We start from the raw sequence: 18,369 nt of genomic DNA, 5'->3' as shown, positions 1-18,369 counted from the left end.
AATGCCTAAAAGAGTCCTACAAGGGGTAGTTATAAGTTCAAAAACTGATAAAACAGTTACAGTAAAAGTAGAAAGAAGATTTAAACATCCTATTTATAAAAAATTTATAAAAGTATCTAAAAAATACGCAGCTCATGATCCAAATAATAAGTTTCAAGAAGGCGATAAAGTTAATATAATTGAAAGTCGCCCTATTTCAAAAACTAAAACATGGGTAGTAATAAATGAAGAGTAAAGGTTTTATCCTTTGACTTTATTGGGAAAATTGTTTATTTTGTCTTTCGTGAATAAAATTGGAAGTGATATATGATTCAAATGCAAAGCATTTTGGAAGTGGCAGATAATTCCGGTGCCAAAAAAGTTATGTGTATTAAAGTTCTAGGTGGCTCCCATCATATGGTAGCAAAGCTAGGAGATGTTATAGTTGTATCTATTAAGGAAGCTATACCTGGTGGTAAAGTTAAAAAAGGTGACGTTTATAAAGGCGTTATTGTCCGTACAAAAACAGGGGTTGTAAGAGCTGATGGTAGTACAATAAAGTTTGATAAGAACGCATTAGTGCTTTTAAACAAACAAGATGAGCCTATAGGTACTAGGGTTTTTGGTCCTGTGACAAGAGAACTTAGAGCAAAAAAATATGTTAGAATTATGTCGCTCGCAGAGGAAGTGTTATAAATGATAAAATTAAAAGTAAAAAAAGGTGATGAAGTTATTGTTATTACTGGAAAATACAAAGGGAAAAAAGGAAAAATATTAAAGGTTTTTCCTGAGCAAAATAAAATAGTTGTTTCAGGAATAAATTTAGTTAAAAAACATACTAAACCTACCAAAGTAAGCGAAGGCGGCATAATAACTAAAGAATTACCTATAGATATTTCAAATGTTGCACATGTTGATCCTAAAACTGGTAATCCTACTAAGGTAGCTTTTAAATTTTTAGAAGATGGTTCTAAAGTTAGAATAGCAAAAAAATCCGGAGAAATTATTGGTAAGGAAGGCAAATAATGTTAAGATTTAAAGAATTATATCAAAAGGAAATTATTAGCAATTTGCAAAAAGAATTTTCTTATAAAAATAAACATGAAATTCCAGCTATTGAAAAAATTGTCATAAATATGGGTGTAGGGGAAGCAATAGCTGATTCAAAAGTGATTGATAAAGCAGTAAATGATTTAACTTTAATCTCTGGTCAAAAACCTTTTGTAACTTCAGCAAGAAAATCTATTGCAACATTTAAGTTACGTGATGGTATGAAAATAGGTTGCAAAGTTACTTTACGTAAAGATAGAATGTATGATTTCTTAGAAAGGTTAGTAATTGTTGCGTTACCTCGTGTTAAAGAGTTTCGTGGTTTTTCTTACAAAAGTTTTGATGGTAAAGGTAATTTTACTTTTGGACTAAAAGAACAGATAGTTTTTCCTGAGATTAATTATGATAAAATTGACTCTATAAGAGGAATGGATATTACAATCGTTACATCTGCTAAAACAGATAAAGAAGGTAAATCCTTGTTATCAGGATTTAATTTACCTTTTTATAATTAAGTTTAAGGTATATAATGGCAAAAGTAAGTTCTATAAAAAAGAATGAAAAAAGAAAAAAATTATCACAAAGTTTACATAATAAGCGTGAGAAATTAAAAAATAAAATTTACGATAAAAATATTTCATTAGAAGAGCGTTTTTCTTTGGTAATGTCATTAGCACAATTATCTAGAAATTCATCAGCCACTAGAATTAGAAATAGATGTGAGCTTACAGGTAGACCAAGAGGGGTTATAAGAAAATTTGGCATATCAAGAAATAAACTCAGAGAATTAAGTGGCAGAGGTTTAGTTCCAGGGATAATTAAGTCAAGTTGGTAAAAATAATAGGTGAATAAATATGTCAATGACAGATAATGTAGCAGATATGTTAACTAGAATTAGAAATGCTTATAAAAGCAAACTAATAAATGTTTCTTTTCCTAGTTCTAAGATTAAAACTTCAATTTTAGAAGTGCTACAAAAAGAAGGTTATATAAAAAATTATACAAGTACTCCAAAAGATAACATTAGCTATACTGAGGTAACCTTAAAATATTCTGCTAATGGTGATGCTTCTATATGCGAGATTCATAGAGTGTCAAAGCCAGGAAAAAGGGTGTATTCTGCAATTAAGGACTTAAAAGGATACTACAATAATATGGGAATATATATTCTATCTACTCCTTATGGTGTTATGTCTGATAGAGAAGCTCATATTAAAAATGTTGGCGGTGAAGTAATTTGTAAAGTATTTTAAGGTAAAAAAATGTCATGCGTTGGAAAGTTACCGATTATTATACCTGAAGGTGTAAAAGTCGGGTTAAATGATTTAGAAGTAAAAATATCAGGACCTAAAGGTGAGTTATCAAAAAGCTTTAAAGGTAGCATAGGAATTTCATTAGCAGAAAATAAGCTTTTAGTAAAGCCATTATCTTCAAGTAAAAGTGCACGTGCTATGTGGGGTACAGCTAGAAGCATAATATCAAATATGGTTACCGGAGTTAAAGAAGGCTTTAAGTTAAAGCTTGAAATTAATGGTGTAGGGTACAGGGCAATGATGAAAGGTAAGTATTTAAATCTAATGCTTGCTAAAAGTCATAACACAAAAATTGAAATACCTTCACACATTAAAGTTGAAGTACCTAAGCAGAATATAATTATTCTTGAGGGTACAGATAAAGAAAAATTAGGTCAATTTGCTTCAATTATTATAAAACAAAGACCACCTGAACCTTATAAAGGAAAAGGAATTAAATTTGAAGATCAATTTATACCGTGCAAAGAAGGTAAGAAAAATTAATTTAAGAGTTAAATATGCGTAGTGCTAAGCTAAAATTTGAAAAGAGAAGAAGTAGAATAAGACATAAAATAGCTAAAACAGCTAATAGAGCTAGATTGTCAATATTTAAATCAGGTAGACATATTTATGCACAGATTATTGATGATACTAAATCAGTAACAATTGCTTCTGCTTCAACTTTAGACGAAAAGATTAAAAAATTAAAAAAATCTCATTGTAATGTTGAAAATGCTACAAAAATAGGTGAATTAATAGCTGAGAAAGCTGTATCTTGTGGTGTAGAAGAGGTAGTATTTGATAGAAGTGGATATAAGTATCATGGTGTTGTAAAAGCTCTTGCTGATGCTGCTAGAAAAAAAATAAGATTTTAGTTTAAGGTTTAAAATATGTCTAAAGTTAGAAAAAACGAAGAAGCTTTAAGTGAAGTTTTAGTTGATGTAAATAGAGTTACAAAAGTAGTAAAAGGTGGTAGAAGATTTGCTTTTTCTGCTTATGTAGTAGTTGGTGATAAAGCTGGAAGAGTTGGAGCAGGTCACGGTAAAGCGAAAGAAGTAAATGAAGCAAGAGAAAAAGCAAAACAAGCTGCTAAAAAGAAAATGATGAAAGTATCTTTATATCAAAATAGAACAATTCATCACGATGTTATAGGCAGAAGTGGAGCAGCTAAGGTGGTCTTAAGAAGAGCTAAAGCAGGTACAGGTGTTATAGCAGGGGGGTCTATGAGAGCAATTTTTGATTCTTTAGGTGTTCATGATATTGTTGCTAAGTCGATAGGCTCAACAAATGTTTATACAATGATAGCTGCAACGTTTGATGCATTAAAAAAACTTTCGTCCCCAAAATCTATTGCTGCAAGAAGAGATAAAAAAATGAATGAAATTTTTATAAAATCTTCTGATATCCAAGTTAATGAATAATATTTTAAGGTAAGATGTATACGCTATGAATAATAAAAATTTAATTAATGATGTAAAAGTTACTCAAGTTAAAAGCAGTATAGGTCGTAAATATGATCAAAAATTAACATTAATTGGGCTTGGTTTAAATAAAATTAATAAATCTGTTGTTCTTAAAAATACTGATTCAGTTCAAGGTATGCTCAAAAAAGTAGAGCATTTATTAAAAATAGAAAATGTGTAATTAGAGTTTTTCAATGAAATTAAATGAATTATATAATAATATAGGTGCTAAAAAAAATAAGAAAAGAGTAGCACGTGGTATTGGTAGTGGAAAAGGAAAAACTGCTGGAAGAGGTGTTAAAGGTCAAAAATCTAGAGCAGGTGTTGCAATAAAAGGCTTTGAAGGTGGTCAAACTCCAATGATTAAGAGGCTGCCTAAGAGGGGCTTTAATTGTATCTCATCTAAAAAATATAATGTTATTAATATTTATAATATTGAAGCAGCAATAGCAGAAGAGCGTTTAAATGCTAATGATGTTATTACTAAGGAAAAATTAATAGAAATTGGTTTAATTAATAAAAGTAATAAAAAGTTAGTAAAATTGTTATCTATTTGCAGTGATGATTTCAATTATCCTTTATCGTTTAAATTAGATTCTTATTCTTCTAAAGCTAAAGAAATAGTTGAAAAAGCAGGCGGAAAATTATTATAATTTATGAACCAAAATTTCTCTAAAAAATCTAGCAATGATTTAATTAATCGTATTATTTTTACTATTTTTGTTCTTATAATATGCAGATTTGGTTCGTTTATACCTATTGCAGGTATAGATGCTATTGCTTTAGGTAGTATTGCTGAAAAAAATCAGTCAGGGATACTTGGTATGTTTAATATGCTGTCAGGTGGCTCACTAGGCAGAATGTCCATTTTTGCTTTAGCGATTATGCCATATATAACAGCATCAATAATTATTCAGCTAATGTCTGTAGCATATAAGCCTTTAGAAAATTTAAAAAAAGAAGGAGAAGCGGGTAAAAGGAAAATAAATCAATTATCTAGATATTTAACAGTCTTGCTTGCTTCACTTCAAGCTTATGGTGTTGCAGTAAGTTTAGAGTCAATTGTAACAAATACCGGACCTGTAGTAATTATACCGGGGCTTTTCTTTAAAATTACAACAGTAATTACTTTAGTGGTAGGTACGATGCTACTAATGTGGTTAGGTGAACAAATTACACAACGTGGTATAGGTAATGGTACATCTTTAATTATATTTATAGGTATAATTTCCGGTGTGCCTAGTGCTATTATTAGTATGTTTGAACTATCAAGAAAAGGTGCATTATCACCTTTAGTTGCAATTGCTGTTTGTGCGGGAGTAGTTATATTAATATCTATAATAATTTTCTTTGAGAAAGCACAAAGAAAATTATTAGTTCAGTATCCTAAAAGGCAAGTAGGAAATAAAATTTATGGTGGTGATTCAACATATATGCCACTTAAGTTAAATACTTCTGGGGTAATTCCTCCGATATTCGCTAGTTCAATTTTATTATTCCCGGCTACACTGGCTAATTTTTCAAGTAGTAATTCTGAAATAATGAATATGCTTACTTATTATTTGGGTCACGGGAAGCCTATATATATATTATTGTATGTAGCATTGATAATGTTTTTTAGCTTTTTTTATACTGCAATAGTATTTAATTCTGAAGAAACTGCTAATAATTTAAGAAAATACGGTGCTTATATTCCTGGTAAAAGACCAGGAAAAAATACATCTGAATATTTTGATTATATACTTACTAGGCTTACGGTTGTAGGTGGTATATATTTAAGCGTAATATGTATAATACCTGAGTTATTAATGAATAAATATGTTATTTCTCTTTCTTTAGGTGGTACAAGTTTTTTAATTGTAGTAAATGTAGTACTTGATACATTGACTCAAATTCAAACTTACTTATTTAGTAGTAAATATGAAAGTTTAATGAAAAAAGTAAAATTAAAAAATTAAAAATGAGTTAGAAGTGATAATAATTTTTTTAGGTCCTCCCGGTGCTGGAAAAGGAACTCAAGGAAAAAAAATAGCTAAAAAAATTCATTTACCACATATAGCAATTGGCGATATATTTAGAGCAATTATTAAAACATCAAGTAAGGATGCTGAAGTAATTAATAGTTATGTTGAGCAAGGAAAGCTTATTCCTGATGAAATAGTTAATCATATAATTAAAAATTTTTTATCATCTTCTGATTATAAAAAAGGTTATATATTAGATGGATATCCGCGTAATTTAGAACAAGCTAAGTTTTTTGAATCATTTGTCACAGAAAAAATAAAAGTAATATATTTAAATGTTTCAGATGAATTACTAATTAAAAGAATTTTAGGTAGATATAGTTGTAAAAGTTGCGGAAAAATATATAATGATTATTTTCTAAAGCCTAGAATTGATAAAATATGTGATGTTTGTAAATCAAGCGTATTTGAATATAGAAAAGATGATAATGAAGAAGTAATAAAAGAAAGAATTAATATATTTAAAACTGAAACTTATCCATTAATACAGCATTATAAAAACAATGATGATTTTTATATGATTGATGGAAATAAAAATGAAGAGCAAATAGAAGATCATATAGAGAAAGTACTAAAAATAAATTGACTTTAGTAAAGATTTTTATATTATTTTCTAGTTACCAGTAAAATTTTGGAGAATATTTGTGGCAAGAATTGCGAGTGTTAACATTCCCGATAATAAACGTTTAGTAGTAAGCTTGACTTATATTTATGGTCTTGGGACTACTATGGCAAAAACAATTTGTAAAAAAGCAAAAATATTAGAAGATAAGAAAGTTAAAGATCTTACTGATCAAGAACTAATAAGCTTACGTAATATTATCGAAAATGAATATAAAGTTGAAGGTGATTTAAGAAGAGAAGTAACGCTTAATATTAAAAAGAAAAAAGATATTAGAAGTTATCAAGGGCTTAGACATATACGTAAGCTACCTGTAAGAGGTCAGAATACTCATTCTAATGCTAGAACTAGAAAAGGTAAAGCTGTTGCAATAGCCGGAAAGAAAAAAGCTGTAAAATAATAGTTAAAGTAGAGTATAAACATAATGAATCAGACGGTTAAAGCTAAAAAAAAGAAAAAAACTATCACCCTAGGTGTGGTACATATTAGAGCATCGTTTAATAATACTATTGTAACATTTACTGATGTTCAGGGTAATGCGATATCTTCTGCATCAGCCGGAGCTAATGGGTTTAAGGGAGCAAAAAAAGCTACCCCTTATGCAGCTCAGATAACAATTGATAAAGCAGCTGAAAAGGCAAAAGAATACGGTCTGAAAACTATTTCTATTAGAATTGGAGGACCTGGTGCTCAGCGTGAATCTGCAATGAGAGCTTTATTTGGGCAAAATTTTGTAGTTACATCAATTTTAGATGTATCATCAATTGCTCATAATGGAGTAAAAGCACCAAAAAGAAGAAGAGTATAAGAAGCATAGGTATTAAATGTTATCGTTAAGTAAAAACTGGAACGCTTTAATAAAAACAGATAAAGTATCTTATGAGAGCTTCCCTGAGACTAATAATAAATCTAAGATTATAGTTGAGCCTTTAGAAAGGGGATTTGGTTTGACTCTAGGTAATGCTATGAGAAGAGTTTTACTTTCTTCTCTACAAGGAGCAGCGGTTACCTCTATAAAAATTCCTGGAATAGAGCATGAATTTTCTTCTATACCAGGTGTAAAAGAGGATATATCAGAGATAATTTTGAATGTTAAAGGCATAGAAATCAAAATGCACGTTGCAGAAAAACGTGTTATAAGATTAAAAGCAACAGGACCTGGTGCTATAACGGCTGGTATGATTGAAGCCGGGCATGACGTAGAAATATTAAATCCTGATCATGTAATTTGCAATTTAGCTAAGAATAAACAATTTGAAATGGAATTAACTTGCAAAGTTGGTAAGGGGTATACACTTAGTACAAACAATAATGAGGATAATAACTTACCAATTGGTGAAATAGCTATAGATGCTTTATTTAATCCTGTAAAAAGTGTTACTTATAAAGTAGAAAATACAAGGATAGGTCAGGTCACTGACTATGATAAGTTAATTATGTTTGTTGAAACTAATGGTGATATATTGCCTGAAATGGCAGTAGGCTTAGCTGCTCGTATTTTGCAAGAACAGCTTCAATTATTTATTTCTTTCGAAGAACAAGAAGAAGATAAACAAGTTAAAACAGATGCATTACCATTTTCTCCTTATTTACTTAAACGAGTTGATGAATTGGAATTATCAGTTAGATCAGCAAATTGTTTAAAAAATGATAATATAATTTATATAGGTGATTTGGTAAAAAGAACGGAAGCTGATATGCTAAGAACTCCAAATTTTGGTAGAAAGTCCTTAAATGAGATTAAGGAAATACTTGCAAAATTTAGTTTGAGATTTGGTATGGATGTACCAGATTGGCCACCAGAAAATATACATGAATTATCTAAACGTTACGAAGATTCTTATAATTAAGGACAATAGAGATGCGACATAAAATTAAAGGTAGAAAATTAAATGTAACAAGTAGCCATAGGAAAGCAATGCTTGCTAATATGGCAGTATCACTTGTTACTCATGAGCAAATAAAAACTACTTTGCCAAAAGCTAAAGAATTAAGACCTTATATCGAAGTTCTAGTTACTAAGGCTAAGGATAATAACTTAGCAGCAAGAAGAAATATTCTATCAAAAATAAAAGATAAAAAAGCAATCGAGAAGCTTATAGATGTTTTAGGTGTTAGATACAAAGATAGACCAGGTGGATATACTAGAATAGTAAAAGCCGGATTTCGCTATGGTGATTTAGCTCCAATCGCATATATTGAATTTGTAGATAGAGATATTAATGCTAAAGGAAATATACCTCAAGATAATAGCAAAGAAGATATTAAAAGTAATAAAGGGACTAAATAATGGCTAATCATTCTTCAGCAAAGAAAGCTGCAAGACAAACAGTAAAAAAAACCTTAGTTAATAAAAGAAGAGCTAGTGCAATAAAAACTTTTGTGAAAAAGGTTTTACATGAAATTAATCAAGGTAATAAAGAAGAAGCTAACTCAGCTTTAGTAATTGCACAATCTAAGATAATGCAAGGTGTGAAAAAAAATATAATTAAGTTAAATACTGCATCAAGAAAAATCAGTAAATTATCAAAAAAAATAAAAACTATGAATTAAATTTAAATCATAAAAATAATTATGTTATTTTTTAATTTTAGTTTCTATTTAATAAATTTATTCTTCATTGTATTTTATCTAATTAACTTTAAGTTAATAATATAGGGCGATTAGCTCAGTTGGTAGAGCATCTCGTTTACACCGAGAGGGTCGGCAGTTCGAGTCTGTCATCGCCCACCATATTATAATCAGTTTTCTAACACATCCTTACCTTATATATATTTTTTATATGCTGGGTATATGCTGGCTTTATGCTGGTTTTCCCTCAATAAAATGGAGGAACTATGAATAAAATAGTTGCTCCTTTTTCTTTGTCAGAGTCTTCCAACGATACAATTTTTTACGATATAGTAGGGAATTTTATACCGCCTGAATGGAAAAATTTAACTTCTAGTAGTGGAAAAATTTTGAGCAAAACCGCAAGGCAAATTTTATCGCTTGTGGTTTCACGAATGCCTTATATAGAAGATAAAGCTGAAGAAATAAATAGTAATGGCATAAATTTATCAAATGAATTACAGGAAACTTACTATTATTTTGAGAAACTTCTTGGGCTTTGTCAACGACGTATAAGACAATGTTTAGTAGAACTTGAAAAAAGTGGCTATATTAAAGTTGCTTTAATTAATATGACTGAACAATATACTAAATATCGCAATATTTTAAGTATCAAGCTTGTAAAAAATTTTGTACCCTACCCGCAAAAAATTTCAGGTCAACCTGAAAATTATTTCGGGGTTGCCCGAAATAATTTTCACCCACACAATATAATAGATAATAATAAATCTAGATATGAAGAAGCTGATTTTGAAAATGATATTTTTGATAAAGGAAATTTAAGCAACGAAAATATAAATGATTTGGATAACACGCTAATTTCTAAAAGTAAAAATGAAAGTTTAGAGCCGAAAGTAATAAATCAGGCTACTTCTTCAGGTGTTATGAAGAAAACGGAAGAATTTCATCCATTGACCGAGGAAGATGAACAGTGGCTAAGATCAAAGTCAGGTCGTGATTTTAACTTAAGATTTATGAATAAATTATTGTTAAAACTTGCTGATAATAAGCCTAATAATCGTTTTAGCACAAAAGAAAAATTGTTAAATTATATGGCTAAAGCTTTAATAAACGAAAAACGTGACACTGTTACGGCTAATAGTGAAGATTTTAGCTTTGAATATGACCATAAGACAAAAAAAATAGAAACATATTTAAAGGAAATAGAACTTAGTAGCGACACTAGGGCTGAAGCACAATTAAAGCGTAAAATAGCTGCAGTATTTGAACCAAATGATGCTTATAAAATACTGCAAGCAAGTATATTTCCTGAAGAAATTGAAATGGAAGAATATACGCTAAAACTAAAATATAATATTTCTTTATCTGAACATATCAAAAGAATTTTACTAAACCAAATACAAGCTGTTTATGGAGCTAAAAAAGTAAAGCACCTTAAGGTAATTTATACTAGTGCCGCTAAACCAATTGTCAAACAAACGCAAGAATTAAGTGTTGAAAGTTATATTGAAACGGCACTTGTTGGACTTGACGACATATGGCGTAAAGTTAGGGAGTATTTAATATATTCTTGTGGAAAAATGGTTGATATAGCTTGGTTTAGTAAGTTAGAATTAACGACAAAGGACCAGATAAATAACAAAATTTTTCTTAAACCAAAAACAGCGTTTATAGGTAGTAGAATTACCGCCGACTACTTTTTTCACTTAAAAAAAGCTTTTGAAAACTTTAACTATAGCTATGAATTGATTAAAGTTTGAAGTTTATAAATACAATTATTAGTTGCATCGCTAGTTTTTAATAAAAATTCTTTTTGTTGGTTATTATTTTAAAGTTAGTTAATTAACGTAGCACCAAATTAATATTATTTTGCTAGTCATATTAAGGTATATAAGCTAGTTTATTTTTGCCACACAAAGTTTTAAAAATATTTATTATTGCAATTTCTCACTTTTAATTTTAAGTAGAAACTGTTATAAAAAATTCTTTAATAAATTTAAATGTAACTTTTATGGAAGATTTAAGCCGTTGGAAAGAAAAGTTTGAAAGCTGTATTTATGCTAAAAAACTACTTGATAAACTCGAATATCTAAACACCAAAGTAAATAATCCTATAGATCCCCTCGAAGTCAAAAAGGGTATTTATTATGCCCGAAAGTATCATGGCTTACAAATGCGTAAGTCAGGTGATCCTTATTATTCTCACCCAATCGAAGTGGCAATTATGCTTGCAGAGTTTACAGCAATGGAAGTACCTAAGCTTTACAATGCTGTAATGATACAAGCAGCACTACTTCATGATACTATTGAAGATACAGAACTTACAGAGGAAATGATTGCTAAAATCTTTGGGGAAGAAGTTGCACGACACGTTGAGGGCTTAACCCATATTAAATCTTATGGCAAGATTAGTGCAGAAGAAAGTCTGAATTTGCTAGCTAAACAAAAAAGATATGATACAGTATTAATAAAATTATTTGATAGAATACATAATATACAAACATTGGGTGCTAAATCGCCCGAGAAAGCACGAAAAATTATTGAAGAGACTTTATCTTGTTTTTTAGTTACGGCTGTATATTTTGAAACTAAAACTATAGAAAATTATTTATTTAATATATGTTACAATTTTATTAACAATAATTTTTCGCCTAATTCCAATAAAATTAATATATCATATTCTTTTCTAAATTCTCAAAGTGACGCAACCCCAAATAATAGCCTATCGTTACTGGTATCATAATCATTAGTATTCCCCAGTAACCAAAATATTCTGTTAAATATGCAAGACCGAATGATGTTATAATATACATTAACGCACGTGACATAGCAAATATGAAGCTAGTATGCATAAAGCGTTTGAAGACGGGAAAATGTTTATAAAAAATTGCTGTAGCCGGAAAATAACCAGGAGCAAATACAAGAAAATATACTTGTATTAACATTATATAAGAGGGTGTCAAATTCTGCATTATCACAGGTGAAAAGCAAAAAAATACTATAAGAATGTAAAATGTTGCTCTTAATATTTTTAAAGGATAAATTTTATAACTTAAATATACTAATAATATAGTACCTGTAAGTTCTATCATGGAAATAAAAAAATTATGATGAATAACTTCAGCAGGACTATATCCAAAATTTTCTGTTAGAATATTTCCACAATAAAAATATCCAAAATAAGACCATACAGGCCATGTACATTGTATTGCAAAATAAGAAATGAAAGTTTTAAAGTTTGTTTTTTCTTTTATAATGCTATTACTCTCAATTTTTTTTGGGTCTATGCCGGTTTTTTCTAAACTTAATTTTATCCGTCTCTTAGCATCAATAAAATCCCGAGTTTCTTTTAATGTTGTTCTTGCCATCAGACCAGTGACCGCTACAAATGCTCCAAATAGAAAAGCATAACGCCAATTAAAATTTCCTGAAGTTACAATAGCTGCTATACCAAGTGCTGCTAAAGTTCCTAATGTACTAAAAATTGTGGTTGATGCTACCGCAGGGTATTGTAAGGGGGGTTTTACCATTTCAGTAATGTAAAGTTGAGCCCCTGTAACTTCTGTAGCAGAAGAAATACCTTGAATAGCACGAAAAAGTGTAATTAGTACTGTTGCAGTAAATCCTATTTCATCATAAGAAGGAAGTACAGCAATACCTATACAGGTACAAGCCATTAAAAAAGTTGCTATTAAAATTACCGGCTTACGCCCTATATTATCACCTATCCAGCCAAACAATAAAGCACCAAAAGGTCTAAATATAAAAGTTGAACAATAAGCAAAAGCAGAAAGTACTTTAATAGAGTAAGAATTATCTGGAGAAAAGAATATTTTATTAAGAAGTACTGCCATATGCATAGCATTAGGTCAAAATATTCTAGGAATGTACCTATTGATAATAAACCTATGGCTTGCTTTTGTTCCCGTGTTAAGCTTTTTTGCTCTTGTGCATATTTTAACATAATTTCTTTACAAAAAATTAAATTGTAAAGAACTTATACCTTTTTATATAAAAGTCAATAGGAAATAATAAAAACTGTAAAACACAAATCCTCACAAATATTAAAAATAAATATAGGCTTAGCACCTAATAATATGTACCCACCTTCTACTTGTGCGGGGTGCACTGCAGAAATTGAAGCTATACATCATGATGGAGTGCAAGCTTTTGTCTATGCTGCCAGCCCGTATAATGTACCTGTAGAAAATAAATATAAATTATCTGACAATATATTAAATAGTAAAAATCCTAATGTATGGAAATCTGTATTAGAATCTAAATATCTAAATGAATTACAAAGACAAGCTGATTTCCTTGTAAATAAATTAGCTACATTACCGGAAGCTGAGGAGTTATTAAATAAATTAAGTGATTTTAGAAGAGATATAGGTGAAACAATTGAGAGTACTACTGACGCATATAATAAGTTACATAAAGAAAATATAGACTCACTTACTGATTCTCTTGAAAAAATAACAACTAAAACAGCTACAGCTTGTAGTAGCAAACAAAAGCGTTCTACTGATCCTTGTACAAAATTTAAGCCTTTATATCAACCGTTACCTGATAATGAACATATTATTAATCAATATTTAGATTATGCTTTTATGGTAGAACCTAAGCAGAGTCATAACTTAAAATATATAACAAATCTTAGTAAGCTGCTAGATGAAACAAAAGAAAACCATAGTAAGGTTGAGCAGAGAAAACTTGATTTATTATCAAGAAAAGCCTCGAACTTTAGAAAGAAATATATAGATGAAAATAGTTTAAAAGCAATAAGTAAAAAGGATTTCCCTAAACAATTACCTGCATTATACAGTAATGGAGAGCATACTATATTATTGTTTAAAGAAAATAATCAATATAAATTATATAGTAAATCCATAAATTATAATGAAATATTTACGCTTAAGGCTGACTTAACATATCCAGAATTTAGTAGTTTTATTAAACAATTCTTTTCAGCTAATGGTATTAATCTTCACCATAATTGTTATGTACTAGCAAATCCTTTACCTAAAAAAGCAGTCAACCAATTAAATCTCAACCCAAATCAAATTAGCACAGATTATCAAGAGTTATTGAAAGGTAAAGTACCAGGTATAAAAAACTTTTCAGAAAAAGAAATTTTAGATTTATCAGGCTATAATTTCCAAAATAAAGATATAAAAAAATTAACAAAGATAAATCTTAATAAAGTTAAAACACTTATTCTTGATAATAACAATATAGGAATGAATGGTCTTGAAGCAATATTATATTCAGGAAATTTTCCGAATTTAAAAGAATTAAGTATTCGTAATAATAAATTGGATATTAAAGATGCCTTATCATTAATCAATTTAAATAAATTACCTATCTTAGATATAAGCCAAAATAAATTTAGCTTACAAGCAATTGAACAATTTTCTTTATTAGAAAATTCCAAAATACAAATAGTAACAGGGAAAGACTATGATCAATTAAAATATCAAATAGGGCAGTATGGTGGGTATGATAAATATTTAGAAAGCGTACATATTCAAGAAATTATGCCTAATATTCATAGTAAGCAGTATGGAAAGGCTTTAGGAAATAAATTATTAAATGCAGCAGGTCATATACAATTAATAAACTCTCTTCATAGTATTAGCCAAACATGCGTCCAAGATGATGCAACTAAAGAATGTATGTTGGGTTTGGCAGGATTTAGCTACTCATTCTTATCGCAACCTATAGAAAATATAGCAGTTAAATATACTATTAAATCCCTAAATAATGCTGGAAATATTGCAAGTAAACTAACCCGTTTCAAATTTATAAAACCGGAATTTATAATTAAAGTAGGAGCAGGAAAATATGCTGTAAAATTTGCAAAAGGTGCTGCTGGTGCTATAGCAGGAGCATTTGATATTGTAGATATAACCTTAGCATCAGTAAAATTAAACGAATGTCTATCAGCAATAGATACTAAATGTAGTGATAAAGAAATAAGAGACTCTATAGCTTCCATAACTTTTTCATCTGTATCTTTTATAAGCGGTATAGTTTTTGTTGCTAATCCTATTGCAGGTATTGTAGTTGGTACTGTATTAATGATTGGGCAGGGTATATATAACGGTGTTAGTAATATTATAGAATATGAAGAAAAGTACGACACAACTCATAATGAAAATTGGAGTATTTTTTGGCGTAGTTTTTTATCATATCCAATGCATGAGGATATAACAGAATTAGCTGCTCGCGTAAAATATATAGATAAATTGACGGAACAAGCATTTGCGAATTTCCAGGCTTTATCCAATAATGTCGATATCGTAGCTTATGGATTTGGGTTAGGTGAAATATTTTTAGAGACAGTTAAAGTTAAAGAAATTGTAACACCAGGACCGCTTGTTAAACCAAATCTTATAAGCAAAAATTATAGAGAAGTAGAAGTTGAAAAAACAAATACTAAGCTTTGTTCTTCTTCCTCCGTAATTGATATGAGTAAACCTCATAATAAAAAATATAGCTTATCGAGATTTTTACCTAAAAAACGTTCAGAAGCAGATATGATTTGCTTACCAAAGAAAACAAACAATAATTATGAGTATTCAGAAGAAAGTAATAATTCAAAAGATAGTAAATATTATTGTGAAAATGCCGTAGTCATTCAGTCGCAAGCAAATAGTTTTTCTAAAAACCCAAAAATTATTTATGATTTAGCATATATAAAATCAGGCTATATTATCGGTAGTAATGAGTGGAATAATATTTTTTATATTCATGAGGGTAATAGCACATTAAGGGGTGGTAAAAATACAACTAATCATTTTGCTTTTTTAGAAAAAAATTTTACAGGTAGAATTAAATTTGCATATAACTCAACTAATATTATAGATATCTCAAAATTGTCAAATGAAGATATTAAAATTTCTTGGAATTCTGCGGTGCCGATATCCGGTTTGATGAATATAAGGTTTGGTAATGGAAAATCTACAATATGGGCAGAACAAATTGATGAAAAGATAAAAATAAATATATATGGAAGTAGAAATAATACTGATACTGTTATTTGTGATACTAATGACTTAGTTTCAAAATCTAAACTTCAAAGTCCTATATTAGTTAATACAGGAGGTGCCAATAATTCATTTTATCCTGATAAAATAAAGAATTGTAATGATGTTGTAGTTTGGCCAAATAGTAATATCTCAGGAGAAGTAGGAAAATATCTTTTTTATATTAAAACTAGCGGATTTGGTGATTATAATACAAAATCAGAAATTGATGTAAAAGGTAATGTAACAGTTACATTTCCTGATATCGTATTATTAAAAGATTGTCAGAAGATTTATTATTCCAAGGAAGATGATATTTTATATTTTGATATCAGTCCTTGGGGCAATGATAAGATTTTTACTTTAAAACTTAAAAATTATCAAAACACTAACTACATATTATTCGACAAATATGGTACTCATGTTATTCCTAAATTATCTAATAACGAAATAATCAATCGTTTTGAGTTAGATGTACGTTATCCAAATCAAGATGATAAGCGTATAGTGCAAGAATTACAAAATCTATCACAATACCAAAAATATTTAAAGAAAATTACTAGCTCTAAGGAAGGGTATAAAATTCTAACAGTAATGGAAATACCGTTTTTCTCTCCTGATATAGAAGATTATAACAAAATATTACAGCTTGATAGTGATAATAAGAAGAATATAATTTTAGGTTCTGACGGGAAAGATATTATAAGTTTAAACAAGCAGGTAATTTACGCTCAGGGTAATGAGAAAGGCGATATATATAGCAGAATTTTTATTATGGTATTCTAAATTTTATATTAATAACAAAGCAACCGACCAAGAATTAGATGTGCTGTATATACCTTATAGTATAAGTAGTATGGAAATAGCTAATATAAGCAATAGTTTAAAATTAAAAATAACAAATCAAGAGAAAAATAGTATTAAGATTGTTGATGTTTTAGATTATTTTAAAGGAGCAGAATATCAGCATTTAATGTTATTAGATGAAGAATATAACGGGTTTATTCCATTTAATACTCCAAAAACAGGGTTAATATTAGCTCCTTTCTATAGGGCAAGTAATACTAAAAACGTATTTTTAGTATCATCCGATACAAAATTAGCAGTTATTGAAGACACTAATTATGAAATATACCGTAAAGATTATGATTTAATATTTTTAACTACTAATAGACTTATCGGTTTACAAGCAAGTATAGTGTTAAAAGATTTTTACTCTGACCATGAATCATGGAAAAATTTTAAGTTCTATAAATATAACAAAGCTATAGATTATAAAAATCCTATAAAATTACCTCATATCAATCAAGATATCTTAACACTAAATCATAAAAATCTAAATAATCCTGATATATTTACAGTATATAATTTTGATTTTACTCAGGATGAGGAAATATTTCATAATATAGAAGATATATATACTGATTCGCATCCAACTCCAGAAGAGAATAAAAAAATTGGAATAGTGAGGTTTTGGAATATTAATCCAAATGATATAACAGTTGAGAGACAAAGTGAAGATATGGTTTTAAAACATGTAAATGGTTACGAACTTATTATATCAAAAGTATATTCCGACACTTATGCCTCACATATTGATATATTTGAATTTTGGGGATTAGAAGAATTATTGGAACCAATAATCATCTATCATAATAGCGATTATTCGTTCCAATTTCAATTATTGCAAGCCGGAATAGTACAAGAGGCATATATACATATAGATAAACTTGGTAATAAAGCAAATTGTTTAGATATAAATGAATTAAAATATTTAATAGCATTAGAAAATATTAAAAATGTTTCTACTGCTAAAGCTTTAGGTTTTGCTTCGTTATTAGAGCAAATGCAATATTTACAAAATTATAATCTCATTCCAAATGATCTAATAAAATTAAAAGATTGTATTAATGATAAATTATTAAGCCAATATAAATTTATCTTACATGAAAGCTTACCGCTTAAATCTATCTCTAAAGAAAAAGTAGCAGAATATAGAAAAGCTATAGAACAAATTTCATTTAGCTCTACATCTGTAATAGAATTTATAGATAGCCTAATTAATACAGCTCAAACTATGCACCAAATAAGGTATAATCATTATAGTAAAACAGAATTTAATATAGATGAAGCTAGTTATCACGCAGAATTTTTAACTTCGGGTGCTAGTAAGAGCGGTTCGTTTATTAATAATATAATAGGATCAATAAGAGAAGGGATAAATAGTATTTCTAATATTTACCATTCAAAGCAACAACCTAAAAATGATATTTTTATCGGCGAAAAATACGTATCGCTTAATGGTAAAATATAGCCTCTTTATCTAGTTCTATCATTGTT

Annotated in this window: 23 protein-coding genes and 1 tRNA gene; 23 read left to right on the top strand and 1 reads right to left on the bottom strand. The window is 28.8% G+C overall.

What is annotated here, in order from left to right:
• The first annotated feature begins 1 nt into the window (after position 1).
• The 21 genes from rpsQ to RBE_RS05370 all read left to right on the top strand — a co-directional run bounded on the left by rpsQ (position 2) and on the right by RBE_RS05370 (position 11,744).
• On the top strand, positions 2-235 hold the full coding sequence (rpsQ, locus tag RBE_RS05470) for a 30S ribosomal protein S17 (RefSeq protein WP_011477712.1): 234 nt from the start codon (positions 2-4) through the stop codon (positions 233-235).
• 71 nt (positions 236-306) lie between these two features.
• Complete coding sequence (rplN, locus tag RBE_RS05465; RefSeq protein WP_011477711.1) at positions 307-675, top strand: 50S ribosomal protein L14; 369 nt, start codon at positions 307-309, stop codon at positions 673-675.
• Positions 676-1,005, top strand: a complete 330-nt coding sequence (rplX, locus tag RBE_RS05460; protein WP_011477710.1) for a 50S ribosomal protein L24 — start codon at positions 676-678, stop codon at positions 1,003-1,005.
• Positions 1,005-1,544: a 50S ribosomal protein L5 gene (gene rplE / locus RBE_RS05455; RefSeq protein ID WP_011477709.1), complete on the top strand. Its 540-nt coding sequence runs from the start codon at positions 1,005-1,007 to the stop codon at positions 1,542-1,544. Before rplX ends, rplE begins: the two co-directional genes overlap by 1 nt.
• A 14-nt stretch (positions 1,545-1,558) precedes the next feature.
• On the top strand, positions 1,559-1,864 hold the full coding sequence (gene rpsN, locus RBE_RS05450) for a 30S ribosomal protein S14 (RefSeq protein ID WP_011477708.1): 306 nt from the start codon (positions 1,559-1,561) through the stop codon (positions 1,862-1,864).
• Between the two features lie 19 nt (positions 1,865-1,883).
• Positions 1,884-2,282, top strand: coding sequence for a 30S ribosomal protein S8 (gene rpsH, locus RBE_RS05445; protein ID WP_011477707.1), 399 nt, complete (start codon positions 1,884-1,886; stop codon positions 2,280-2,282).
• Between the two features lie 9 nt (positions 2,283-2,291).
• A complete protein-coding gene (rplF, locus tag RBE_RS05440; RefSeq protein WP_011477706.1) occupies positions 2,292-2,825 on the top strand; it encodes a 50S ribosomal protein L6 in 534 nt (177 codons plus the stop codon).
• Between the two features lie 14 nt (positions 2,826-2,839).
• Complete coding sequence (rplR, locus tag RBE_RS05435; RefSeq protein WP_011477705.1) at positions 2,840-3,196, top strand: 50S ribosomal protein L18; 357 nt, start codon at positions 2,840-2,842, stop codon at positions 3,194-3,196.
• Positions 3,197-3,211: 15 nt separating this feature from the next.
• Positions 3,212-3,742, top strand: a complete 531-nt coding sequence (gene rpsE, locus RBE_RS05430; RefSeq protein WP_011477704.1) for a 30S ribosomal protein S5 — start codon at positions 3,212-3,214, stop codon at positions 3,740-3,742.
• A 25-nt stretch (positions 3,743-3,767) separates the two neighbouring features.
• Positions 3,768-3,965 carry a 50S ribosomal protein L30 gene (gene rpmD, locus RBE_RS05425; RefSeq protein ID WP_011477703.1) on the top strand — a complete coding sequence of 66 codons (198 nt, stop codon included), beginning with the start codon at positions 3,768-3,770 and terminating at the stop codon, positions 3,963-3,965.
• A 13-nt stretch (positions 3,966-3,978) separates the two neighbouring features.
• A complete protein-coding gene (rplO, locus tag RBE_RS05420) occupies positions 3,979-4,437 on the top strand; it encodes a 50S ribosomal protein L15 (RefSeq protein WP_011477702.1) in 459 nt (152 codons plus the stop codon).
• Between the two features lie 3 nt (positions 4,438-4,440).
• Positions 4,441-5,742: a preprotein translocase subunit SecY gene (gene secY, locus RBE_RS05415; RefSeq protein ID WP_011477701.1), complete on the top strand. Its 1,302-nt coding sequence runs from the start codon at positions 4,441-4,443 to the stop codon at positions 5,740-5,742.
• A gap of 13 nt (positions 5,743-5,755) precedes the next feature.
• Positions 5,756-6,394, top strand: coding sequence for an adenylate kinase (locus tag RBE_RS05410; protein ID WP_011477700.1), 639 nt, complete (start codon positions 5,756-5,758; stop codon positions 6,392-6,394).
• Between the two features lie 58 nt (positions 6,395-6,452).
• Entirely contained in the window at positions 6,453-6,830 is a 378-nt protein-coding gene (gene rpsM, locus RBE_RS05405; protein WP_011477699.1) for a 30S ribosomal protein S13, read from the top strand.
• A gap of 24 nt (positions 6,831-6,854) precedes the next feature.
• Entirely contained in the window at positions 6,855-7,238 is a 384-nt protein-coding gene (gene rpsK / locus RBE_RS05400; protein WP_011477698.1) for a 30S ribosomal protein S11, read from the top strand.
• 16 nt (positions 7,239-7,254) lie between these two features.
• Positions 7,255-8,280, top strand: coding sequence for a DNA-directed RNA polymerase subunit alpha (locus RBE_RS05395; RefSeq protein WP_011477697.1), 1,026 nt, complete (start codon positions 7,255-7,257; stop codon positions 8,278-8,280).
• Positions 8,281-8,291: 11 nt separating this feature from the next.
• Positions 8,292-8,720, top strand: a complete 429-nt coding sequence (gene rplQ / locus RBE_RS05390) for a 50S ribosomal protein L17 (protein ID WP_011477696.1) — start codon at positions 8,292-8,294, stop codon at positions 8,718-8,720.
• On the top strand, positions 8,720-8,983 hold the full coding sequence (gene rpsT / locus RBE_RS05385) for a 30S ribosomal protein S20 (protein ID WP_011477695.1): 264 nt from the start codon (positions 8,720-8,722) through the stop codon (positions 8,981-8,983). Before rplQ ends, rpsT begins: the two co-directional genes overlap by 1 nt.
• A gap of 104 nt (positions 8,984-9,087) precedes the next feature.
• Positions 9,088-9,163 (top strand) — tRNA-Val (locus RBE_RS05380).
• 104 nt (positions 9,164-9,267) lie between these two features.
• Positions 9,268-10,761, top strand: coding sequence for a chromosome replication initiator DnaA (locus tag RBE_RS05375; protein ID WP_011477694.1), 1,494 nt, complete (start codon positions 9,268-9,270; stop codon positions 10,759-10,761).
• 251 nt (positions 10,762-11,012) lie between these two features.
• Positions 11,013-11,744, top strand: coding sequence for an HD domain-containing protein (locus RBE_RS05370; protein ID WP_011477693.1), 732 nt, complete (start codon positions 11,013-11,015; stop codon positions 11,742-11,744).
• Here RBE_RS05370 and RBE_RS05365 read toward each other — a convergent pair.
• On the bottom strand, positions 11,668-12,855 hold the full coding sequence (locus RBE_RS05365) for an MFS transporter (RefSeq protein ID WP_081423355.1): 1,188 nt from the start codon (positions 12,853-12,855) through the stop codon (positions 11,668-11,670). The genes RBE_RS05370 and RBE_RS05365 overlap by 77 nt on opposite strands.
• A gap of 243 nt (positions 12,856-13,098) precedes the next feature.
• On the opposite strand from RBE_RS05365, the gene RBE_RS05360 reads away from it, so the two are divergent.
• Together RBE_RS05360 and RBE_RS05355 are read left to right on the top strand one after the other, a co-directional pair.
• Positions 13,099-16,815: a leucine-rich repeat domain-containing protein gene (locus RBE_RS05360; RefSeq protein WP_011477691.1), complete on the top strand. Its 3,717-nt coding sequence runs from the start codon at positions 13,099-13,101 to the stop codon at positions 16,813-16,815.
• A complete protein-coding gene (locus tag RBE_RS05355; RefSeq protein ID WP_011477690.1) occupies positions 16,769-18,343 on the top strand; it encodes a hypothetical protein in 1,575 nt (524 codons plus the stop codon). Before RBE_RS05360 ends, RBE_RS05355 begins: the two co-directional genes overlap by 47 nt.
• Positions 18,344-18,369 lie beyond the last annotated feature (26 nt).

It is taken from the genome of Rickettsia bellii RML369-C, assembly GCF_000012385.1.
Lineage (GTDB): Bacteria > Pseudomonadota > Alphaproteobacteria > Rickettsiales > Rickettsiaceae > Rickettsia > Rickettsia bellii.
The sequence above is the reverse complement of the archived record's forward strand: the minus strand, read 5'-3'. Positions and strand labels throughout refer to the sequence as shown.